This window comes from Nocardioides daedukensis, assembly GCF_013408415.1.
GTDB lineage: Bacteria > Actinomycetota > Actinomycetes > Propionibacteriales > Nocardioidaceae > Nocardioides > Nocardioides daedukensis.
Map to the genome: position 1 here is coordinate 486488 of NZ_JACCAA010000001.1, position 22914 is coordinate 509401.

Here is a 22914-nt window from a genome sequence, read left to right on the forward strand (position 1 = left end):
ACCCCACACCACAGGAGCAGCACATGACCCGTCTTCTCGAAGGACGCATCGCCATCGTCACCGGAGCCGGCCGAGGCATCGGCCGCGCCCACGCGCTCGAGCTCGCCCGCCACGGCGCGAAGATCGTGGTGAACGACTTCGGCGTCACCAACAACGGCGAGAAGTCCGACTCTCCCGCTCACCAGGTGGTGGCCGAGATCGAGGCCCTCGGCGGTGAGGCGGTCGTCAACGGCGCGGATGTGGCCGACTTCGACCAGGCCGGCGCGATGGTCCAGCAGGCGATCGACACCTTCGGAGCCCTCGACATCCTGGTCAACAACGCCGGCTTCGTGCGCGACCGGATGCTGGTCAATGCGGCCGAGGACGAGTGGGACGCCGTGATCCGCGTGCACCTGAAGGGGCACTTCGCCCCGCTGCGCCACGCAGCGGCGTACTGGCGCGCGGAGTCGAAGGCGGACCGCAAGCGCGCGGGTCGCGTGATCAACACGACCTCGGGAGCCGGACTCCAGGGATCCATCGGTCAGGTCGCCTACTCGGCCGCAAAGGGCGGCATCGCGACCATGACGCTGGTGGCCGCGGCCGAGCTCGGGCGCGTCGGCGTGACGGTCAACGCGATCGCCCCGGTGGCGCGGACCCGGATGACCGAAGGCGCCTTCGACACCAGCGAGATGGCACTGCCCGAGGACAACTCGCCGGTGGTGGCGTGGCTCGCCTCCGAGGCGGCCGCCAACGTGACCGGCCGGATCTTCGAGATCGACGGGGGCCGGTTGACCCTCGAGGACGCGTGGCGCCACGGCGCGAGCAAGGACGCGGGTCGGCGCTGGGAGGCGACCGAGCTCGGGGACGTGGTCAACTCGTTGATCGCCGAGGGTGCTGAGCCTGAGCCGGTCTACGGAAGCTGAACCAGCCACTGAGCTGGGGCGCGACGTACGAACGGCACAGGGCCCGGATCCATGATGGATCCGGGCCCTGTCTCGTGCGTGGACTCAGTTGGGTCGCAGCAGCCGACCGTCCGCGTCGCGCTGGTCGTCCTGGACCAGGATCATGATCCCGTCGATCAGCGCCCAGACACCGCACCCACCACAGGTGAGGAGCTGGAAGATCGCGATGGTGGTGTGGCCGGTGTAGAACCGACCGATGCCCAGGGTGCCGATGATCAGCTGGAGCAGGCCGGCCAGCAGCTTGCTCTTCTCGCCGTAGGGCTCGCCGGTCTGCGGGTGGCGGCCGTACGGCGCCTGCGGGTCCGGGGCGCCGGGGAAGCCGTAGGCATATCCCGGCGCCGGCATTCCGTAGCCCTGACCGGGCTGGCCCGGCATGGGCTGGCCTTGCATGGGCTGACCCTGCATGGGGCCGGGCTGGGGCGGCTGCGGGCCGGGCTGTCCCCAGCCGGCTTGGTCGTCAGGTTCGTTGCCGTGTTCGCTCACGGGTGCACTCTGCCACGCTCAGCGGCGCAGCAAACCCTTGGCGACGTGTGTCACCTGCACTTCGTTGGAACCCGCATAGATCATCAGCGACTTCGCGTCGCGAGCCAGCTGCTCGACCCGGTATTCGGCCATGTAGCCGTTGCCGCCGAACAGCTGCACCGCTTCCATCGCCACCTCGCAGGCGGCGCGAGACGAATACAGCTTGTACGCCGACGCTTCGGCGATGTCGATCAAGGTGCCGGCCCGCCGGGCGGCGATGCCCTTGAAGACCATGTTGGCCACGTTGACGCGCGCGATCTCCATCTCGGCGAGCTTGAGCTGGATCAGCTGGAAGTCGCCGATCGGCTTGCCCCACAGCTCCCTGGACTTCGCATAGTCGATCGAGAGCCGCTGGCACTCCTCGATGATTCCCAGGGCGAAGGTGGCGATGCCGACCCGCTCGGCCACGAAGTTGGCCTTGGCCGATGCACGCCCGTCGGAACCGGGTGTGCCGGCGAGCAGTCGGTCGCGTCCAAGACGGACGTTGTCGAAGAAGAGCTCGCCGGTGGGGGAGGAGGCCATCCCCATCTTCTTGAAGGGCTGGGACTGGGTGAGGCCTTCCATGCCGGTGTCCAGGACGAAGGTCAGCACGGGCTGCTGACGGCGGTCGACGCCGGATCCGTCGTCGAGCTTGGCGTAGACGACGATGGTGTCGGCGTACGGGCCGTTGGTGATGAACGTCTTGTGCCCGCTGAGCAGGAAGTCGTCGCCGTCGGGTCGCACGGTCGAGCGCATCCCGCCGAACGCGTCCGATCCCGACTCGGGTTCGGTGATCGCCCAGGCGCCGACCTTGTCGAAGGTGAGCAGGTCGCGCGCCCAGCGCTTGCGCTGTTCCACGGAGCCGAGCGCGTTGATGGTCCCGGCGGTCAGTCCGGCCGAGACCCCGATGGCCGTGGGGATGCCCATGCCGACCTTGACCAGCTCGATGTTCGCGATGCTGCCCAGGGCCACCTCGAGGCCTTCGGGTTGCTCCTCGTCGAAGGGCTGCCCGGCCGCCTCCGCCTCGGTCTTGCGGATGTCGTGGTCGAAGCGCTGAGCAGCGGCCTCGGCCAGCCCGAAGGCGGAGTAGTAGCTGCGGACGAGGTCGTAGGGAGGCAGTCCCTCGAACTCGAGCGCGTCCTGGTGGGGACGGAGTTCCTTGTCCACGAACTTGCGGACGGCGTCACGGACGGCCAGGTCGTCCTGGCTCCACTCGAACATCAGATGCGTTCGATGATCGTGCCGGAGGCCTGTGCGCCACCGGCGCACATCGAGACCAGCGCGGTCTGCGCGTCGCGCCGCTCCAGCTCGTGCAGGGCGGTGGTCAGCAGTCGGGTGCCGGTGGAGCCGACCGGGTGCCCGATGGCGATGGCGCCACCGTTGACGTTGATCTTCTCCTCGGGCACCTCGTGCACCTTTGCCCACGACATCACGACCCCGGCGAATGCCTCGTTGACCTCGCAGATGTCGATGTCGCCGATGCCCATGCCCGTGTCCTTGAGCAGCTTCTCGGTCGCCTGGACCGGCCCGTCGAGGTGGTAGTAGGGGTCTGCGCCGACCAGGCAGGAGGAGATGATCCTGGCGCGCGGAGTGAGACCGAGCGAGAGGGCCAGGTCCTCGTCCATCAGGAGCAGGGCCGAGGCGCCGTCGGAGATCTGGGACGACGTACCCGCAGTGTGGACTCCGCCCTCGAGCACCGGAGCAAGCTGGGCCAGGCCCTCGAGCGTGGTCTCGCGCAGGCCCTGGTCCGTCTTCACGACCTGCGTCTGGCCGGTGGGGTTCCCCTCGGCGTCGAGGACCGGTGCCTCGACACCGAAGATCTCCCGGTCGAAGTGTCCTGCGTCGACAGCAGCGCGGGCCTTCTGCTGGGACCACAGGCCGAACTCGTCCACCTGGCTGCGGTTGAAACCGCGGTCACGGACGATCCGGTCGGCGCCCTCGAACTGGTTGGGCAGGTCGATGTCCCAGCTACTGGGGCGGGGGTCGCCCAGGCCCTTGGGAACGTTGCCGCCGAGCGGGATGCGTGACATCGACTCGATGCCGCAAGCAACCCCGACGCTGATCGCACCCGCAGCGATCATCGAGTTGATCAGGTGAGTGGACTGCTGGGCCGAGGAGCACTGGGCGTCGATGACCGTCGAGGCCGTGTGGTTGGGCAGGCCGGCATGCATCCAGGCGCGGCGCACCATGTTGTTGGACTGTTCTCCGGCCTGGGTGACGCAGCCACCGATGACCTGGTCGACGAGCTCGGGGTCGATGCCGGAGCGCCTGAGCACCTCCACCTGAGCGGCGCCGAGCAACTCGGCCGGGTGCAGACCGGCGAGCCAGCCTCGACGCTTGCCCTGCGGCGTACGGACTGCTTCGACGATGACTGGCTTGCCCATGGATGCCTCACTGGAGTCAGGTGACGGATGTGAACTGAAAGTAGAACACGTTCTCATCGGCGGCAAGCGAGGTCGCAACCAGTGGACACGATCGGTCGATTTTGGGCGAACCCCTTCCTAACATTCCGAGAGTATGTAACGATCGTCACTAGAACGTGTTCTACACACCTGGAGGAAGCAAGTGACCGTGACCGCGCAGTTGCCCGTGGGATTCGATCCGACGGACCCGGACCTGAACGAGCAGGGGATTCCGCACGAGCAGTTCAAGGCGCTGCGCCGCAGCGCACCCGTGCACTGGGTAGCCCAGGAACAGGAGGCGCGGGCCGGATTCAAGGGCTGCGACGGCTACTGGGCACTCACCAAGCACGAGGACATCGCAGCGGTGTCGAAGAACAGCAAGGTGTTCTCCACCGCCAAGCAGGGCGCCATCATCCGGTTCGCTCCGGACATGACTCCCGAGCAGGTCGAGCTGCAGGGCGTGATGCTGATCAACCAGGACCCGCCGGACCACACCAAGCTCCGCCAGGTGATCTCCCGTGGGTTCACCCCCCGCGCCATCGGTGCCCTGCACGAGGCGCTCAAGGAGCGGGCCCACAAGATCGTCGCGGATGCCAAGGCCAAGGGCTCGGGCAACTTCGTCGAGGACATCGCCGCCGAGCTCCCGCTCCAGGCCATCGCAGAGTTGATGGGAGTCCCGCAGGAGGACCGCGGCAAGCTGTTCGAGTGGTCGAACCAGATGCTCTCCTACGACGACCCGGAGATCGAGGGCGACGAGGAAGCAGCGTCGATCGAGATCCTGACCTACGCGGCAGCACTGGCCGACGAGCGTCGCAAGAACCCCAAGGACGACATCGTCACCAAGCTGCTGACCGCTGACGTCAACGGTGAGGCACTGACCGACGACGAGTTCGGGTTCTTCATCATCCTGCTCGCAGTGGCCGGCAACGAGACCACCCGCAACGCCATCACCCACGGGATGGACGCCTTCTTCAACCACCCCGAGCAGTGGGAGGACTACAAGGCGAACCGTCCCGACACCGCTGTTGACGAGATCGTGCGCTGGGCGACCCCGGTGTCGGTCTTCCAGCGGGTGGCGCTCGAGGACGTCGAGATCAACGGCCAGCTGGTCAAGGAGGGCGATCGTGTCGGGCTGTTCTACTCGAGCGGCAACTTCGACGAGGACAACTTCGACGCGCCCTACGACTTCAACATCAACCGCCAGAACAACAACCACCTCGGTTTCGGTGGTCACGGGGCGCACTACTGCATCGGCGCAAACCTGGCCCGGCTGGAGATCGAGCTGATCTTCAACGAGATCGCGGACCAGATCCCCGACATCAAGCGGGCCGGCGAACCCCACCGCCTGCGCAGCGCCTGGATCAACGGCATCAAGGCGCTCCAGGTCACCTACTGACCCACGCGTCCGCGCTCCTCGAGCCTGCACAACTGATCGCAAGTTGTGCAGGCTCGATGCGTTGCTGGCGCAGGTTGGACGCGCAAGAAGTGCAGGTTCGGCGCGCAACAAGTGCAGGTTGGGCGCGCAACAACTGCAGGTTCGTCAGAGGCGGCGGTCGGGCTGGACCCTCAGCGCCTTCAACGTCGTGGCCAGCATCCGGTAGTGACCGACCAGCATCAAGAGCTCGACCGCGGTGCGCTCATCGAGTACGTCGCGCAGTCGGCGCCAGGTCTCGTCGCTCAGGTCCTGGCTCGCGAGGAGCTCGTCGGTGACGTCGAGGAGCAGCCGGTCCCGCAGCGACCAGTCGTGCTGCTCCATGCCCTGGGGGCCCTGGGCGCCGGCGAGCAGGGCGACGGCGTCGATCTCGCCGGCGGTGAGACCGGCCCGGCGGCCGAGGCCAGCGTGCTGCTCCCACTCATAGTCCGATCCCGCGCTCGCCGCGACCCGGAGGATCACCAGCTCGGTCTCTCGCCGGGCGAGCCGTCCACCGGGCATCAGCGTGCCGGCGAAGTGCAGCCAGCCCCAGAAGAGCCGGCGATTGCGGCCCAGGGTCAGGAAGACGGCTGGCGGCTCGGTGCGTGAGACCTTGCCTGCGATCCGGGAGAAGAGCCAGATGAACGGACCCACGTCGCGCATCGACCCGGGGGCGAGCCTGGCCTGGCCGCTCACGCCTGGCCCCTCACGACTGGTCCGCCCGCCGAGCCTGGCCGACAGCAGGCAGGGCCCGGTTGGCCCCGAAGTTCATCACCCGCATCGCGCCGACATAGCCGGGGGAGAAGTGCCGCTGGATGAAGTGGATCAGCCGAATGTCGTTCGAGGTGTAGACCCAGTACTTGTTCTTCCGCACGCCCGCGATGATCGACTCGGCGGCAGCCTCGGGGGAGACCGCCCGCTTCTTGAAGTGCGCGTGCGCCCTGGTGAACGCGGGGGTGGCCTTGTCGATGCCGGCGATGTCGATGGTGTCGGTCAGGCCGGTGTCCACGCCGCCCGGGCAGACCAGGCTCACCCCGATCCCATGGCGCCGTAGATCGAACCGGAGCACCTCCGAGACCCCACGGATGCCGAACTTGCTGGCGGAGTAGGCCGCGTGCCACGGCATCCCGATGATGCCGGCCGCCGACGAGACGTTCACCAGGTGCCCGCCCCTGCCGGCCTCGATCATCGGCGGGATGAGCGTCTCGATGACGTGGATCGGTCCCATCAGGTTCACGTCCACCAGGCGCTTCCAGTGACTGTGCTCCAGCGACTGCACCGTGCCCCACGAGGAGATGCCGGCGATGTTCATCACGATGTCCATCGCCCCGTGCTCTGCGGTCAGGCCGGCTGCGAGACGGCGTACAGCCTCGTAGTCGCTGACGTCCACGGCCTCGACCAGTCCCACGTGCCCGCCGATCGCGCGGATCTGATCGGCGACCTCCAGCAGGGGCGCCTCGTTGCGGTCGGTGAGGTGGACGACCGCTCCCTCGGCCGCGGCCAGCTCGGCGGTTGCCCGCCCGATGCCGCTCGCGGCGCCAGTGATGAAGACCTGCTTGCCTGACAGGTCACGCCGAACGGATCGAGAGCTGCGCTTGCGGAACATGGTTCTCCTCGGGTCACAAGACGTGGCGGAGCGGGGCGAGTACGGCCTCGGTGAATCGGCGATAGATGTTGCGACGTTCCCAGTCGGCCAGGGTTACCGGGACACAGTTGGACAGGTCCGTCTCGAAGATCGCCTCCATCGTGGCGGCGAGCTTCGGGTCGATGAACTCGACGTTGATCTCGTAGTTGCCGCTCATGCTCAGGCGGTCGATGTTGGCGGTCCCGATGGTCGCCCAGTTGCCGTCGATGGTGGCCGTCTTGGAGTGCACCATCGCCTCACGGAACCAGTGGATCTTCACGCCGGCTTCGAGCATCTGGCTGTAGTAACCCCGGCCGAGCCAGTCGGCGACGATGTGGTTCGACTTCTGCGGCACGAGCAGGCGTACGTCGACCCCGCGCCGGGCCGCGTTGTTGATCGCGTCGACGAAGTCCTCGTCCGGGATGAAGTAGGCGTGGCTGAGCCAGACGCGACTGGTGGCGCGGTTGATCGCCTCGAGGTACATCGACCGGATCGGGAACATCCACAGCCGCGGCACGTTGCGGTGGATCCGGATCCGCGGCTCCCACTGCGAGGCGGTCTCCAGCAGCAACGGGCGCTCGCTGGCGCGGAAGCGCTTGCGGCGGTTGAGGTTCCAGAAGTCGGCGAAGGCGCGCTTGAGGTCCCACACGCCCGGCCCGGTGATCCGGCAGTGGGTGTCTCGCCACTCGGTGGCATAGGGCGTGCCGATGTTGTAGCCGCCGACGAACCCCACGGCGTCGTCGACCACCAGGATCTTGCGGTGGGCGCGGCCGTAGCGGCGCAGGTCGAAGAAGCGGAACCCGGCGTTGTAGACCGGATAGCGCAGCACCTTGAGGCTCGGGGCGAACCGCTTGAACCTCGGGTTCACCACCAGGTTGGCGAACCCGTCATAGATGATGTGTACGTCGACGCCTCGCTCGGCCGCATCGGTGAGGGCCTGCTTGAAGCGCTCGCCGACCTCGTCGCCCTTCCAGATGTAGGTCTCCAGGAGGATCTGCTTCTTCGCGCTCCCGATCGCCTCCAACATGTCGGCATAGACGTCCTTGCCGAAGGTGTAGGTCGTCACCGTGCCATCGCCCACCGAGACGGTCTCCGGCGCGGTGATCGGGAAAGGCTTCGGCTTCTTGTTCCGGCGTCGGTAGGAGTCGACGAGGGTGAGCCCCATCGCCAGCAGCACCGGGGCCGTGACGAACGTGATCAGGGACCGCCGAAGCCACGACAGTGCCCAGGCGTTGGAGAAGTTGGGTCGGAGCACGCCGTCAATCTAGTGCAGGGTGCCCACGTGGCGTGTGACTCTCTCGGGCAAAGCCGTCGCCGAGGCGTTGTCGGTGTGCCCGGTTAGGCTGAATGTCATGCGTCCAGTCACCGATCTCGAGCGTCGCGTCGCCCCCTTCCACGTGGTCTCCGACTACCAGCCAGCCGGTGACCAGCCGGCCGCCATCGCGGAGATCTCGAAGCGGATCCAGGCCGGGGTCGAGGACGTGGTGCTGCTCGGGGCGACCGGCACCGGCAAGACCGCCTCGGTCGCCTGGGTGGCCGAGCAGCTGCAACGCCCGATGCTCGTGCTCCAGCCCAACAAGACGCTTGCCGCCCAGTTCGCCAACGAGCTGCGGCACCTGTTCCCCGACAACGCGATCGAATACTTCGTCAGCTACTACGACTACTACCAGCCCGAGGCATACGTCCCGCAGACCGACACCTACATCGAGAAGGACTCCTCGATCAACGAGGAGGTCGAGCGACTCCGGCACTCGGCGACCAACTCGCTGCTCACCCGGCGTGACGTCATCGTGGTCTCCACGGTGTCGTGCATCTATGGCCTCGGCACCCCGCAGGAATACGTCGACCGGATGTTGCGCCTGCGGGTGGGGGAGGAGCACGACCGGGACTCGATCCTGCGCCGGCTGGTGGAGATCCAGTACACGCGCAACGACATGGCGTTCACCCGTGGCACCTTCCGGGTCCGTGGAGACACGCTCGAGATCTTCCCGGTCTATGAGGAGCTCGCGGTCCGCATCGAGTTCTTCGGTGACGAGATCGAGCGGTTGATGACCCTGCACCCGGTGAGCGGCGAGGTGATCACCGAGGACCAGGAGCTCTACGTCTTCCCGGCCACGCACTATGTCGCCGGCCCGGAGCGGATGGAGCGGGCGATCAACGGGATCGAGGCGGAGCTGACCGAGCAGCTCGCGAACTTCGAGCGCCAGGGCAAGCTCCTCGAGGCCCAGCGACTGCGGATGCGCACGACGTACGACGTCGAGATGATGCGCCAGGTGGGCTCGTGCTCAGGCATCGAGAACTACTCAATGCACATGGACGGGCGTCAGCGGGGCACGGCGCCGAACACCCTGCTGGACTACTTCCCCGAGGACTTCGTGCTCGTGGTCGACGAGTCCCACGTGGCCGTCCCCCAGATCGGCGGGATGTACGAGGGCGACATGTCCCGCAAGCGCAACCTGGTCGACCACGGCTTCCGGCTGCCCAGCGCGATGGACAACCGGCCACTGAAGTGGGAGGAGTTCCTGGAGCGGATCGGACAGACCATCTATCTCTCCGCGACCCCGGGCAACTACGAGTTGGACCGGGTCAGTGTCGACGGCGGCCCACCTGATGTCGTGGAGCAGATCATCCGTCCTACCGGGCTGGTCGACCCCGAGGTGATCATCCGCCCGACCAAGGGCCAGATCGACGACCTGATCCACGAGATCCGGATCCGTGCCGAGAAGAACGAGCGCGTCCTGGTCACCACGCTGACCAAGAAGATGTCCGAGGACCTCACCGACTACCTGCTCGACGCCGGCATCCGGACCCGCTACCTGCACAGCGAGGTGGACACGCTGCGCCGCATCGAGTTGCTGCGCGAGCTGAGGATGGGCGAGTACGACGTCCTGGTCGGCATCAACCTGCTCCGTGAGGGCCTCGACCTCCCCGAGGTCTCCTTGGTCGCGATCCTGGACGCCGACAAAGAGGGGTTCCTGCGCTCGGACAAGTCGCTGATCCAGACCATCGGGCGTGCGGCGCGAAACGTGTCGGGCCAGGTCTTCATGTATGCCGACAAGATCACGCCGTCGATGGAGAAGGCGATCGACGAGACCAACCGGCGACGTGAGAAGCAGGTCGCCTACAACAAGGAGCGCGGGCTCGATCCGCAGCCGCTGCGCAAGAAGATCGCCGACATCACCGACCTGCTGGCCCGGGAGGACGAGAACACCGAGGAGCTGCTCAAGAGCTGGCAGCTCGACCAGAAGGGCAAGAAGGCACCGGTGCCGGCGCTGTCGCGTACGGACGCGGGCAAGCACGCAGCCGACCTGGCAGGCATGCCCAGCGCGGACCTGGCCCAGCTGATCCAGGACCTCACCGACCAGATGCACAACGCTGCCGCGGAGCTCCAGTTCGAGGTGGCAGCCCGGCTGCGCGACGAGATCTCCGAGCTCAAGAAGGAACTGCGCCAGATGATGGAGGCCACCAAGTGAGGGAGCGCAGGTCCCGCAGCCAACCCGGTGACCATCCGATCGCCGAGCGGGTCGCCGCCATAGTCGAGAACGCCAAATTCAGTCCGGTCCGTTGGGGGACCGGCTATGACATGGCACAGGTGGACCACTTCCTGGACGACCTCGTCGTCCTGGTCCGCAACGGGCACCCGATCGACTCTCCGGTCGCCCTGGTCCAGTTCCGCCCGAGCAAGCTGCGCGAGGGCTATCACGTGGGCGAGGTCGACGACTTCCTCGACGAGGTGGTCGCCACCGTGGCTGCCTTGGTCCGTGGGGACGAGCCGGAGCGCTTGGCCCGCTGTGAGTCCGCAGAGGGTGAGCCGCCGACGCTGTTCGAGTCGGCGCCGAGCGTGATCGAGGAGCAGCGCGGAGTGCTCGCAAGGCTCTTGCGCCGCAAGCGCTGACCCCGTCACTTTCCGGCCCCTGTCTCGTTGGTTGGGATCTACGGAGACTGTCGCCGTAGGTCATTGCCCAAAACGAGAACACGTTCTACTGTGGTCGCAGTCGCGTTGAGGGCCGATGCGAGGGAGAAGTCACCGGGGAGGTGTCTGCGTGGGGTTTTCTGCTGTGTCCGTGGTCCGTGGACCCGGTGAGATGACCGGGATGGTCATCCAGGTGACAAAGCGCATCTTCACCCGTCCATTCCAGTTCCGTGAGTTCATCGAGCAGGCCTGGTTCATCACGTCCGTGACGCTGATGCCGACCCTCCTGGTCTCGATCCCCTTCGGCGCCGTGATCTCACTGCAGGTCGGAAACCTGACCGGCCAGCTCGGCGCACAATCGTTCGCAGGCGCCACTGCGGTCCTCGCCGTGGTGCGCGAAGCAGCCCCGATCGCCGCCGCCTTGATCATCGCGGGTGCCGCGGGCTCAGCAATCTGCTCGGACATGGGAGCCCGCAAGATCCGCGAGGAGATAGATGCCATGGAGGTCCTCGGCATCGACCCACTCGAACGACTCGTCGCCCCCCGGGTGTGCGCCACCGTCTTCGTGGCGATGATGATCAACGGCCTGGTGATCACTGCCGGCATCAGCGGCGCCTACTTCTTCACCGTGATCATCCAGGGCGGCTCGGCCGGTGCGTTCCTCTCCTCCTTCACCGCGCTGGCCACCCTGCCTGACCTGTGGATCGCCATGATCAAGGCCGCCGTGTTCGGCTGGTTGGCCGCGATTGTCGGTGCCTACAAGGGGCTCAACGCGGGTGGTGGGCCCAGCGGTGTCGGGCGGGCAGTGAACGAGTCGGTGATCGTCGCGTTCATGCTGCTGTTCTTCATGAACGCGATCATCACGGCGATCTACTTCCAAGTCGTCCCACCGCCGGGGTTGTGATGGCGACGATCATGAAGCTCGGCGCGCCCGCCCTCAAGGCCCGACGCGACAGCCTTGAGCAGGCCGGCGACCAGTTCCTCTTCTACGTGAAGGCGCTCGCCTGGACGCCGCGTGCGCTCAAGCGCTATCGACGCGAGATCCTGAACACCCTGGCCGAGGTCACCTTCGGCGCTGGTGGCCTCACCGTCATCGCCGGCACCGTGGGTGTGATCGCGTTCCTGGCGTTCTTCGCGGGCACCGAGGTCGGCATCCAGGGCTATGCGTCGCTGAGCCAGATCGGTGTGGCGAAGTTCAGTGCGTTCATCTCCGCCTACTTCAACACCCGCGAGGTGGCGCCGTTGATCTCCTCGATCGCGCTGGCCGCGACCGTGGGCTGCGGCTACACCGCCCGTCTCGGCGCGATGCGGATCTCGGAGGAGATCGACGCGCTCGAGGTGATGGGCGTGCCGTCCCTTCCCTACCTGGTCACCACACGGATGATCGCCGCCTTCATCGCCGTGATCCCGCTCTACATCGTCGCGCTCTCGGCGTCCTATCTCTCGCCGCGCCTGATCACCACGATGATGTACGGCCAGTCGTCCGGCACCTATGACCACTACTTCATCCAGTTCCTGCCCCCCATCGACATGCTCTGGTCCTTCTTCAAGCTGCTCTTCCTGGCGACCTCGATCATCCTGATCCACTGCTACTACGGCTACACGGCCTCCGGTGGCCCGGCAGGAGTCGGTACGGCGGTGGGCCGCGCGATCCGGACATCCATCGTGTGGACCGTGGTCGCCAACTTCTTCCTGAGCTTTGCCATCTGGGGCTCGACGACCACGGTCCGGATCACGGGGTAGTCGCGATGTTGGTCAACCTTCACCACGGGAACGCAGCCGAGCACCGCCGCCTGCTCCTCTGCGGCGTGCTCTTCCTGTCCCTCATCGGAGGCCTGCTCGCACTCTCCATCGCGGTCTACCAGAAGGCCTTCCAGCCGGTCACGATGGTGACGATCAAGGCCGATCGGGCGGGTCTGCAGCTCGCCAAGTTCGGCGACGTCCGCGTCCATGGCGCGTTGGTCGGCCAGGTGCGATCGATCGAGCAGGACGGCAAGGAGGCCTCGATCCGGGTCGGGCTCGATCCGGAGTCAGCCAAGAACATCCCGGCCAACGTCAAGGTCGAGATCATCCCGACCACGCTCTTCGGCCAGAAGTTCATCGCCTTCGTCGACCCCGAGGACGCCCCCGAGGGTTCGCTCGAAGAGGGCACAGTGATTCCGTCGAGTCGGGTGGAGACGAACGTCGAGCTGAGTCGGATCCTGGCCGACCTGTTCCCGCTGCTGCGCTCGGTTCGACCGGCCGATCTGAACGCCACCCTCAACGCCGTCTCGACGGCTCTCGACGGTCGCGGCGAGGACCTGGGCAAGACCCTCGACAAGCTGGACGGGTTCCTCACCGACATCAAGCCGCACCTGCCGACCCTGCGCAAGGACCTGGTCCTGCTGGCCGAGGTCGCCGAGACCTACTCGATCGCGGCGCCGGACCTGATCGAGGTCCTCAAGGACGTCACTGTCACCAGCAAGACCGTGATCGAGAAGAAGGAGGACCTCGGGGTCTTCTTCGCCGACCTGACCGGTCTGGCCGACACCACCACCCGGGTGCTGTCCGCCAACGAGAAGGACCTGATCCGTGCAGGCGAGCTCGCCCGGCCGGTGCTCGACCTGCTCGCGACGTACTCCCCGGAATTCCCCTGCCTGCTGCGCGGACTGGACCGCTACGACGAGCGCCTGGGCGACATGTTCTCCGGCGACCGGGTCAAGCAGTACGTCGAGCTGGGCGCCACCCAGAAGGAGGGCTACAAGGCGGAGGACCGACCGGTCTTCGGCGAGGTCGGCCACGGTCCGTGGTGCGCTGGCCTGCCGAACCCGCCCACTCCCTTCCCTCCGGGTGTCAAGCTGAAGGACGGGGACAACGGCAGCCTGGACAACTCGCCGACCTCCCTGCTGCAGGATCCCTCCAGGCTGCTCGACATCCTCGGCATCAGCCAGTCCTCCCTGTCGGGGGACGGCGTCGGACGAACCACCATGGGCTATGCCGGCACCCGTGCCGACCAGCACCTGACCAGCACCCTCCTGGGTGCCGAGGCGGGGGAGTCCCCGTCGGGATATGGGTCGCTCTCCTCGCTCCTCTACGGCCCCCTGGTGCGCGGATCGGCCGGTGAAGCCCAGTGAGTCGCAATTCCGAGACGATGGCGGCCGGCATCAAGCTGGCGATCTTCACCCTGGCCAGCATCCTGGTCACCGGCCTGCTGGCCGCGATCATGGGCAACTTCGGGTTCGGGCCGGGCAAGGTCTACAAGGCCGAGTTCACCAGCGCCAGCCAGCTCGAGAAGGGCGACGACGTCCGCGTTGCGGGGGTCGCCATCGGCGAGGTCAAGAAGGTCGAGCACTTCAAGCGCAACCGGGCACTGGTCACCTTCCGGGTGAAGGCCGACGTACCCGTCACCACGTCCACCCGGGCCGAGATCAGGTTCAAGAACCTGGTGGGCGACCGCTACCTCGCGATCGAGCCGGGCAAGAACCCCAAGGCCAAGAGGCTCGACGCGGACTCGACCATCCCGGTCGCCAACACCGAGCCCGCGCTCGACCTCACCACGCTGTTCAACGGGTTCAAGCCGCTGTTCACCGCGCTCGATCCCGACCAGGTCAACGAGCTGTCGATGAACCTGGTCCAGGTGCTGCAGGGTGAGGGCGGCACCGTGGCGAGCCTGCTGGAGAACACCGCCTCGCTCACCGGCACCCTGGCCGGTCGGGACGACCTGATCGGTGAGGTGATCACCAACCTCAGCAAGACCATGGACACCGTGAACGGGCGCAGCGGACAGCTGACCGCCCTGATCAAGGAACTGAAGGGCTGGATGAAGAACCTGGCCACCGACCGCAAGACGATCGGCGGGTCCCTCGACAACATCTCCGACCTGACCGAGGTGGTCGCCGGGTTGATCGAGGAGGCGCGCCCCTATCTGAAGGCCGACGTCGCCGAGCTCAAGAAGGTCTCCCAGCTGCTCACCCGCCCCGAGAGCCGTGACGTGCTCACCGAGCTCCTCGACCGCCTGCCCGAGTCGATGACCGACCAGACCCGGACCGGGACCTACGGCTCCTGGTACAACTACTACCTCTGTGCGGTGTCGGTGAAGATCCAGCTCCCGATCCTCTCCGACGTCCCCTTGCTCGACGAGTTGCAGAAGCTGCTCGGCAGCTTCAAGCTCAAGTCCTCGGCTGCGAGGTGCCAGTGATGCGGCACTACACCCAGGCCCAGACTCTCCGGCTCGGCGCCTTCACGATCGTGATCATGCTGCTGATCGTGGCGGCGGCCTTCAACCTCTCCAAGTTCCCCGGCTTCGGCGGCGACTCCTACCAGGCCGAGTTCGCCGATGCCTCGGGACTGCGCAAGGGCAACATGGTCCAGGTCGGGGGCATCCGTGCCGGCCGGGTCCAGGACATTACCCTGCGCGACGGCAAGGTGCTGGTGAAGTTCGAGGTCGACCACGGGGTCGAGTTCGGCAAGAAGAGCCGTGCCTCGGTCGAAGTGCTCAACCTGCTCGGCGAGAAGTATCTCGAGCTCACTCCTGCCGGATCGGGACAGCTGAGCAGCGACGACCTCATTCCTGTCGAGCGGACCGAGTCCGCCTATGACATCGTCGGCGTCCTCGGTGACCTCACCTCCACCACGGAGAAGATCGACACCGAACGCCTGCGCGAGGCGCTGAACACGGTCTCCGACACCGTCGACGCCTCCGGCCCGGAGATCGAAGCGGCCTTCGAGGGGATCTCGGCCCTCTCGCAATCCATCTCCAGCCGCGACGAGGAGCTGCAGACCCTGTTGAGTGGATCCTCGTCCGTGAGCGAGATCCTCGACGACCGCAGTGACGACATCGTCAGCCTGATGAAGAATGCCGACCTCGTCTTCAAGGAGCTCCGGACCCGCAAGGACTCCGTGCACCGGCTCCTGGTCAACGCCCGCACCCTGGCCAAGGAGCTGCGCGGAGTGGCTGCCGACAACCAGAAGCAGATCGCTCCCGCCCTGAAGGAGCTCGACGACCTGCTCAACTTCCTGACCACCAAGGAGAAGGAGCTCAAGGCGACCCTGGCTGCCTATGGCCCCTATGCCGACATCCTCGGCAACATCATCGGAACGGGCCCCTGGTTCGACGCCTATGTCGTGAACCTCGCGTCCCTCGCCACCGGTGAGTTCTCCCAGCTGGGGGAGGTGCCGTGATGCTGGCAAGGATCAACACCCGTGTGGTCCTGGTGGCAGTCGCCGTACTGCTGCTGATCGCAGCGTTCCTGATGTTCGACAAGGACACCGAGCAGAAGACCGTCACGGCCCACTTCCCGCGCGCCGTCAGCGTGTTCGTCGGCACCGACGTACGCGTGCTGGGCGTCAACGTCGGAGAGGTGACCGCCGTGGTCCCGGAGGGCAACTCGGTCCGCGTCGACATGACGTACGACGCGTCCTTCAAGATCCCGGCGGACGCCAAGGCCGTCGTGATCACGCCCACCCTCGTCGCGGACCGGTTCGTCCAGCTGACGCCGGTCTACGAAGAGGGCCCGGTGATGGCCGACAAGGCCGACATCGCGTTGAAGGACAGCGACGTGCCCGTCGAGCTGGACCGGATCTATGCCGGCCTGCGCGACCTCAGCGAGACGCTCGGACCCAACGGGGTCAACAAGGACGGCACCCTGGATCACCTGCTCGCCGTGGCGAACAAGAACCTCGGCGGCAAGGGCAAGAAGGGCAACGACGCGATCCGGAGCCTGTCCGAGGCGGCGGAGACGTTCGGCGACGGCAGTGGGGACCTGTTCAGCACGGTCAAGCACCTGGCGGAGTTCACCGACACGCTGGCCACCAACGACGAGCTGGTGGTGGCCTTCATGAAGGACCTCACCGGAGTGACTGCCGATCTGGCCGAGGAGCGTGACGAGCTCGAAGCCGCCCTCACCGAGGTGGCCGGAGCCATCGGCACGGTCGAGTCCTTCGTCGAGGACAACCGAGAGGCATTGAGCACCGACGTGGAGAAGCTGACCCGGGTGATCAAGAACATCGCCTCGGAGAAGGACAGCATGGACCTGGCCCTCACCGCCGGCCCCGTCGGGATCGGCAACCTGGTTCTCGCCTTCGACGACAAGTCCGGGGCGATCGGATCCCGGTTCGGCTTCCAGGGCAACGTCGCTGACGCCGATGGCTTCCTCTGCGCGATCGTCCAGCAGTCCGAGCTGCCGAAGGCCGCCAAGGACCTCGCCTGCACGCTCTTCGAGGCGGCCCTGGAGCCGATCGTGTCCCAAGCCAACCAGAAGCTCCCGATGTCGGGCGGCACGGCCTCGGAGACCTCCCGCGAGGACCTCTCCTCGGCGTACGCCTCGGGCACTGGCTCCGAGCTCAGCGACCTCCTGGGGGCACGATGACCGCCCGCATCCCGACCCGGCCGATGAAGCGGATCGCGACGGTGCTGATCGCGTCGCTGGCGCTCCTGCTGGCAGCGTGTGACTTCGACGGCGCCTACGACCTGCCGCTGCCGGGCTCACCGGTGGACAAGGACAAGTCCTACGTGATCACCGCGGACTTCCGCGACGTGCTCAACGTCGTACCCAAGTCCCCGGTGATGGTGGACGACGTCACCGTCGGCGAGATCACCGAGGTCGACCGCAACGGGTGGCACGCCCGGGTCACTATGCGGATCCGCGACGACGTGAAGCTCCCGGCCAACTCGATGGCGATGATCCGCCAGACCAGCCTCCTGGGTGAGAAGTACGTCGCCCTCGAGGAACCGGTCGACGAGCCCGCAGCCGGAGTCCTCACCGACAAGGGGCACATCGCTCTCAGTGCGACCGGTCGCAACCCCGAGGTCGAGGAAGTGCTCGGCGCGCTCTCCTTCCTGCTCAGCGGCGGGGGAGTGGCCCAGCTGGGCACCATCACGACCGAGCTCAACAACGTGATGAGCGGACGCACCGGTGACGTGAAGAGGCTGCTCACCAACCTCGACCAGGTCGTCGGCACCCTCGATGACCAGAAGGCCGACATCATCGACGCGATGGAGTCGATGAACAAGCTCGCCACCACGCTGAACACCGAGCGCGATGCCATCGGCGAAGCCATCGACGTGATGCCCGCGGCGATCAAGGTGCTCAAGGACCAGCACGGCGAGCTGGTGAAGATGCTCAAAGGCCTCGAGGAGCTCGGCAAGGTCGGCACCCGGGTCATCGGCGCGAGCAAGGACGACCTGATCGCCTCGCTGAAGTCGCTGAAGCCGATCCTGACCGCGCTCAACGAGGCCGGCGCCTCGCTGCCTGCCGGTTTGTCGCTGATGCTGAGCTTCCCGTTCCCCGAAGAGGCCCAGGACATCGTGAAGGGGGACTACGGCAACACCGAGATCCGTCTCGACGTGAACCTGGAGAACTACATCACCGATTCGCTGATCACGCTCCCGGACCCCGCCGAGCTGGTCAAGGACCTGACCAAGTGCCTGGGCAGCGGCAATCTCGCCAGCAAGGCGTGCGCCAAGTTCCTGACCAACCTGGACCTGTTCCGCGAGCTGCGGGCCGCCTGCAAGGAGCCGATCAACAAGCTGCGTGACGTCTGCAAGATCCTCGCCAAGCTTCCCGGCGGTGGCTTGCCGGACCTCAGTGACCTCAGCAAGCTGCTCGGCCAGCCGGGGCTCTCCGCCGTACCGGAGCTGCTGGGGCTCGACGGTCTGCTCGGACTCAAGAAGGCCGCGACCGGTGGCCCGGACGCACCCAGGGCCGACCTCTACGGAACGGGGATCACGTCATGATGACCCGAGGCGTCAAGATCCGGCTGATGGCCTTCGTGGTCCTCAGCGCAGTCGGCATCGTCTATGTGACCGCGAACTACCTGGGCCTCGTCGACCGAGTGCTGGGGCGTGGGATCACCGTGCACGCGACCCTGCCTGACTCCGGTGGCCTGTTCGTCGGCAGTGAGGTCACCTATCGCGGGACCAAGGTCGGCAAGGTCAGCGACATGAAGGTGACCAAGAAGGGCCTCCTGGTCGACATGAAGATCGAGGACGGCTACCGGATCCCCAAGGACTCCCCGGTCAAGGTGCACAACCTCTCGGCCGTGGGTGAGCAGTACATCGACTTCCTGCCCGAGGACGGCGAGGGTCCCTATGCGGAGGAGGGCTACACCTTCCGTGGCACGAAGGACTCCCTGCCCGTCGGTGAGGACGAGGTGCTGATCAAGCTCGACGCGTTCGTGAACTCCGTGGACAAGGACAACCTCTCGTCCTTCATCAAGGAGCTCGGCGCGATGTTCAAGGACACCGGCCGTCCGCTCCAGAAGCTGATCGACAGCGGCAGCGAGTTCATCGACGTCGCGTCCGCGCACACGCAGGAGACGATCAAGCTCCTGGACACCGGTCTGAAGGTCCTCGAGACCCAGCAGGGCCAGGGAGAGAACATCAAGGCCTTCTCCCGAGACCTCGCCTCGCTCACCGAGGTGCTGAAGAACAAGGACGGGGACCTGCGCAAGATCCTCGAGCTGACCCCGGAGGCGGCCACCGAGATCGACGGGCTGCTCCAGGACCTGGAGCCCACCCTGCCGGTGCTGCTGGCCAACATGATCACCACGAGTCAGGTGGCGGTGAACCACCTCGACGGCATCGAGCAGCTCCTGGTCTCCTTCCCGCTCGCCGTGGCCAGCGGGTTCACCGGAACCCCGGGCGACGGTTGGGGACACGTCAACATCCAGCTCGCGCAGTCACCCGGCCCGTGCCGGGGGGAGGGCTACATGCCCGCCACCGAGTGGCGCCGCGGGGACCAGCTCGATGACACGGCCGTCTATCCGGCGAAGTGCCTCAACCCCGGCAAGTCCGTCCAGCGCGGGTCGGTGTTCGCTCCTGGTCGCAGCCAGGGCGCCAACTCGACCGGCAAGTCGTACCGGGGCACCTACAACCCATCCACCGGCGAGGTCGACGGTGCGATGGACAAGGACGGCAACCCGATCTCCGTACACTCTCCGCAGAACCTGTCCGTGCTCGGAAACGATTCCTGGAAGTGGCTCCTCGTGGGGCCGGTGGCTGACTAAGTGACTCCTGTTCTTCAAGAGACCGAACAACGCCGCGATCGCACCACGCGACTCAACACGTGGCTCTATGTCCTCGTCGTGCTCCTGGTGTGCGCTGCGACGGTGGTGGGGGTGTTCGTCGTGAAGCCTGCCTTCTCCGACGAGTCCTCGAGCGTGACCTCCGAGCGCACGTCCGAGGACGTGCCTGCGACGACGTACGCCGAGGTGCTCGAGGCGGCGAGGAACGTCGCGCTCGCCTTCACCAATGTCGACTACCGGGACCTGGACGAGTCCCTGGACAAGATGCTGGCAGGTGCCACGGGCGACTTCGCCAAGCAGTACAAGTCCTCCACCGAGGGACTGCGCACGGTGATGACCGAGAACAAGTCGGTGATGAAGAGCAAGGTCCTGGCTGCCGGGATCGTGACCATCTCCGAGTTCACCGCGCGCGCCCTGGTCAGCACGTCCGGCACGGTCACCAACACCAGCACCAAGGGTGACAAGTCGGCGCGTGAGATGAGACTCCAGCTGGACCTCAGCAAGGTCAAGGGCAAGTGGCTGGTCAACGATGTGCAGTTCGTGGGTTGATGCAGATGACTGACAAGACTCCTCGCAAGCCCGTCGCAGGATCCCGGGTCCCGACCAGCGCTCCGCGCCGGATCGCCGGACGTGCGGCCCGTCCCACCGAGGCCGGACCGGACACGTCCGCCGTCGAGGACCTGCAGGTCGCTGCGGCGGCAGACGCCGCCGAGGCAGACGCTGCGGCGGCAGGCGCCGCCACGGATTCCGGTGCGAGCACGGACGCAGGCTCCGGCGCGAGCTCGGACACGGGCCCGGACAAGGCGCCGGACGCAGACACAACTTCGTCCAACCCGGCCACGGATGACGCGGATGACACGGCTGGGCGCACCGCAGGTGATGAACCAGTTGGCGACCCGATCGTTGAACCGGGCGATGAGCAGGAGCCGGCCGCGGCAAAGCCCGGGCTCCTGTCCCGCCGGCGTACGACCAGAGTGCTCACGGCCGTCGCCGCGCTGCTCACCCTGGCAATCGTCGCCGGTCTCGCGACCTCGTGGGTCGCCTCTCGCGAGGACGATGCGGGCAGCGCTGAGGTCCTTGCCTTCGACAAGCCCTACAAGGTCTCCGACGAGCCGGTGAAGGTCCCGGTCACCGACTGGAACTCGGCCAACACAGCTGCCGAGAAGGCGATCACCGAGATCTTCACCTTCGACTGGAAGGACTACGACAAGAACGTCGAGGCCGCCAAGGGGTTGATCACCGACCGTTTCGCCAAGGAATACTCGCGCACTGCAAAGGCGACCCGGGAGAAGTTCGTGGCCAGCAAGGCCGACTATGACGTCACCGTGGTGGGCCGCTCTGTCGTGGAAGCGACCAAGGACGAAGTGGCCACGCTGATCTTCCTGAACCAATTCGTCTACAAGGGCGAGGGCAAGCAGCGCACCGGGCCCGAGGTCTACCAGGCCCGGATGCTGGTGCGGATGGTGCGCACCGACAACGGCTGGCTGGTCGACGAGCTCCGCACGGACTGACCTTCCCGACACACGCGGGTTGCGTTGTCGGATTCTCTGGACATTGCCCCGGTACCGGACTAGTTTGGGACAAACTAGAACACGTTCCACTTTGTGGTGAGTTCGTCGTGTTCCTTGATGTCTGAGTCGTCGAGAGGGAAGGATCCGGTCATGCCACCACTCGACGACACCATTGAGACTGACCTGGTCATCATCGGCGGCGGCCCCACGGGCCTGTTCGCCGCCTACTACGCCGGCTTCCGGGGCCTGCGGGTCGCCGTCATCGACTCCCTGCCCGAGCTGGGTGGACAGGTGACCGCGATGTATCCCGAGAAGGCGATCCTCGACGTGGCCGGGTTCCCGACCGTCAAGGGCCGCGAGCTCGTTGCCGGACTCGTGGAACAGGCCGCGGTGGCCGATCCGACGTACCTCCTCGGACGCAGCGCCACGAAGATGACCACCGGCGACGACGGCGTGAGCGTAGGCCTCGAGGACGGCACCACCGTCAGCGCCAAGGCAGCGCTGATCACGGCGGGGATCGGGAAGTTCAGTCCTCGCCCCCTTCCTGCAGCCGACGACTGGATCGGCCGCGGCGTCGAGTTCTTCGTCCCCTCGTTCGCCCCCTACCAGGGCAAGGACGTGGTCATCGTCGGCGGTGGTGACAGCGCGTTCGACTGGGCCGTCCACCTGGAGCCGATCGCCAAGAGCGTCACGCTTGTCCACCGTCGCGATGCCTTCCGTGCCCACGAGCGCACCGTGGAGCAGGTGCGCGCCAGCTCGGTGGAGATCATCACCAAGGCTGAGATCAGCGCCATCCGCGGCGGCAGCAGCGTCGAGGAGATCGACATCGCCGTCGGGGACGAGATCATCACCCGCCCGGCCCAGGCCGTGGTCGCCGCCCTCGGCTTCATCGCAGATCTCGGCCCGATGAAGGAATGGGGCCTGGAGCTCGACAAACGCCACGTCGTCGTGGACTCCGCGATGAAGACCAACTTGGACCGGGTCTTCGCGGCCGGTGACATCACCGAATATCCCGGCAAGGTGCGCTTGATCGCAGTCGGATTCGGTGAGGCCGCCACCGCCGTCAACAACGCCGCAGTTGCCATCGATCCTTCTGCGCATGTCTTCCCGGGCCACTCGAGCGAGGGCAGCTGACGTGTCGGGTCGCGACGGAGTACGGATGGACGCCCAGGAGCTCGACAACTTCCTGCGCGCCAACATCAAGGTCCAGGTCGCGACCGCCGGCAAAAACGGTCGGCCGCACCTGACCACCCTGTTCTACATCGTGCTCGACGACGGCCGGATCGCGTTCTGGACCTACGGGCGCTCACAGAAGATCGTCAACCTCGAGCGGGATCCACGGATCACGTGCCTCGTCGAGGACGGGGTCGACTACTTCGAGCTCCGCGGCGCCAGCATCACGGGCTCCGCCGAGATCGTCCGCGAGCACGACCGCATCCTCGAGATCGGGGGCGCCGTCGCAGCCCGAATGGTCGGGGTGGACTCGGTCGAAGATCTCGGGGAGATCGGCCTCGACGAAATCCGTCGACAAGCAGGCAAACGGGTCGCAGTGATCGTCACACCCGAACGGGTGGGCACCTGGGACCACAGGAAGATGAAGGGATGAAT

At 66.4% G+C, this 22914-nt stretch carries 22 protein-coding genes; 16 read left to right on the plus strand and 6 right to left on the minus strand.

The window, feature by feature from the left end; translation table 11 throughout:
• The first annotated feature begins 23 nt into the window (after positions 1-23).
• Positions 24-902, plus strand: coding sequence for an SDR family oxidoreductase (locus BJ980_RS02445; protein ID WP_179500821.1), 879 nt, complete (start codon positions 24-26; stop codon positions 900-902).
• 84 nt (positions 903-986) lie between these two features.
• On the opposite strand, the gene BJ980_RS02450 is transcribed toward BJ980_RS02445, so the two are convergent.
• From BJ980_RS02450 to BJ980_RS02460, 3 genes are all read right to left on the minus strand, one after another.
• The gene (locus BJ980_RS02450; protein ID WP_218855389.1) at positions 987-1331 is read right to left on the minus strand and encodes a TM2 domain-containing protein; all 345 of its coding nucleotides are present in this window, start codon (positions 1329-1331) and stop codon (positions 987-989) included.
• Between the two features lie 111 nt (positions 1332-1442).
• Positions 1443-2663, minus strand: a complete 1221-nt coding sequence (locus tag BJ980_RS02455) for an acyl-CoA dehydrogenase family protein (protein WP_179500822.1) — start codon at positions 2661-2663, stop codon at positions 1443-1445.
• Entirely contained in the window at positions 2663-3826 is a 1164-nt protein-coding gene (locus BJ980_RS02460) for a steroid 3-ketoacyl-CoA thiolase (RefSeq protein WP_179500823.1), read from the minus strand. Before BJ980_RS02460 ends, BJ980_RS02455 begins: the two co-directional genes overlap by 1 nt.
• A gap of 187 nt (positions 3827-4013) precedes the next feature.
• On the opposite strand from BJ980_RS02460, the gene BJ980_RS02465 reads away from it, so the two are divergent.
• Positions 4014-5240: a cytochrome P450 gene (locus tag BJ980_RS02465; protein WP_343047652.1), complete on the plus strand. Its 1227-nt coding sequence runs from the start codon at positions 4014-4016 to the stop codon at positions 5238-5240.
• A gap of 144 nt (positions 5241-5384) precedes the next feature.
• On the opposite strand, the gene BJ980_RS02470 is transcribed toward BJ980_RS02465, so the two are convergent.
• The 3 genes from BJ980_RS02470 to BJ980_RS02480 are packed head-to-tail and all read right to left on the minus strand — an operon-like array spanning position 5385 to position 8134.
• A complete protein-coding gene (locus BJ980_RS02470; RefSeq protein WP_343047653.1) occupies positions 5385-5951 on the minus strand; it encodes a carboxymuconolactone decarboxylase family protein in 567 nt (188 codons plus the stop codon).
• 10 nt (positions 5952-5961) lie between these two features.
• The gene (locus tag BJ980_RS02475; RefSeq protein WP_179500825.1) at positions 5962-6861 is read right to left on the minus strand and encodes an SDR family oxidoreductase; all 900 of its coding nucleotides are present in this window, start codon (positions 6859-6861) and stop codon (positions 5962-5964) included.
• A 13-nt stretch (positions 6862-6874) separates the two neighbouring features.
• Positions 6875-8134, minus strand: coding sequence for a phospholipase D-like domain-containing protein (locus BJ980_RS02480; protein WP_343047654.1), 1260 nt, complete (start codon positions 8132-8134; stop codon positions 6875-6877).
• 97 nt (positions 8135-8231) lie between these two features.
• On the opposite strand from BJ980_RS02480, the gene uvrB reads away from it, so the two are divergent.
• From uvrB to BJ980_RS02550, 14 genes are all read left to right on the plus strand, one after another.
• Complete coding sequence (uvrB, locus tag BJ980_RS02485) at positions 8232-10352, plus strand: excinuclease ABC subunit UvrB (protein ID WP_179500826.1); 2121 nt, start codon at positions 8232-8234, stop codon at positions 10350-10352.
• Positions 10349-10774, plus strand: a complete 426-nt coding sequence (locus tag BJ980_RS02490) for a DivIVA domain-containing protein (RefSeq protein WP_179500827.1) — start codon at positions 10349-10351, stop codon at positions 10772-10774. The genes uvrB and BJ980_RS02490 overlap by 4 nt, the downstream gene beginning before the upstream one ends.
• A gap of 190 nt (positions 10775-10964) precedes the next feature.
• Positions 10965-11696, plus strand: a complete 732-nt coding sequence (locus BJ980_RS02495) for an MlaE family ABC transporter permease (RefSeq protein WP_179503720.1) — start codon at positions 10965-10967, stop codon at positions 11694-11696.
• A gap of 11 nt (positions 11697-11707) precedes the next feature.
• On the plus strand, positions 11708-12535 hold the full coding sequence (locus BJ980_RS02500; RefSeq protein ID WP_246279912.1) for an MlaE family ABC transporter permease: 828 nt from the start codon (positions 11708-11710) through the stop codon (positions 12533-12535).
• Positions 12536-12540: 5 nt separating this feature from the next.
• A complete protein-coding gene (locus tag BJ980_RS02505; RefSeq protein WP_179500829.1) occupies positions 12541-13905 on the plus strand; it encodes an MCE family protein in 1365 nt (454 codons plus the stop codon).
• On the plus strand, positions 13902-14969 hold the full coding sequence (locus BJ980_RS02510) for an MCE family protein (protein ID WP_179500830.1): 1068 nt from the start codon (positions 13902-13904) through the stop codon (positions 14967-14969). The genes BJ980_RS02505 and BJ980_RS02510 overlap by 4 nt, the downstream gene beginning before the upstream one ends.
• Positions 14969-15952 carry an MCE family protein gene (locus BJ980_RS02515; protein ID WP_179500831.1) on the plus strand — a complete coding sequence of 328 codons (984 nt, stop codon included), beginning with the start codon at positions 14969-14971 and terminating at the stop codon, positions 15950-15952. The genes BJ980_RS02510 and BJ980_RS02515 overlap by 1 nt, the downstream gene beginning before the upstream one ends.
• Positions 15952-17139: an MCE family protein gene (locus tag BJ980_RS02520; RefSeq protein ID WP_179500832.1), complete on the plus strand. Its 1188-nt coding sequence runs from the start codon at positions 15952-15954 to the stop codon at positions 17137-17139. Before BJ980_RS02515 ends, BJ980_RS02520 begins: the two co-directional genes overlap by 1 nt.
• Positions 17136-18506, plus strand: coding sequence for an MCE family protein (locus tag BJ980_RS02525; RefSeq protein ID WP_179500833.1), 1371 nt, complete (start codon positions 17136-17138; stop codon positions 18504-18506). Before BJ980_RS02520 ends, BJ980_RS02525 begins: the two co-directional genes overlap by 4 nt.
• On the plus strand, positions 18503-19777 hold the full coding sequence (locus BJ980_RS02530) for an MlaD family protein (protein WP_179500834.1): 1275 nt from the start codon (positions 18503-18505) through the stop codon (positions 19775-19777). The genes BJ980_RS02525 and BJ980_RS02530 overlap by 4 nt, the downstream gene beginning before the upstream one ends.
• Positions 19778-20344: a hypothetical protein gene (locus tag BJ980_RS02535; protein ID WP_179500835.1), complete on the plus strand. Its 567-nt coding sequence runs from the start codon at positions 19778-19780 to the stop codon at positions 20342-20344.
• A 5-nt stretch (positions 20345-20349) separates the two neighbouring features.
• Positions 20350-21306 (plus strand): hypothetical protein, encoded by a 957-nt coding sequence (locus BJ980_RS02540; RefSeq protein WP_179500836.1) that lies wholly within the window; start codon positions 20350-20352, stop codon positions 21304-21306.
• A 150-nt stretch (positions 21307-21456) separates the two neighbouring features.
• Complete coding sequence (locus tag BJ980_RS02545; protein ID WP_179500837.1) at positions 21457-22440, plus strand: NAD(P)/FAD-dependent oxidoreductase; 984 nt, start codon at positions 21457-21459, stop codon at positions 22438-22440.
• Between the two features lie 25 nt (positions 22441-22465).
• A complete protein-coding gene (locus BJ980_RS02550) occupies positions 22466-22912 on the plus strand; it encodes a pyridoxamine 5'-phosphate oxidase family protein (protein WP_246279913.1) in 447 nt (148 codons plus the stop codon).
• Positions 22913-22914: the final 2 nt, after the last annotated feature.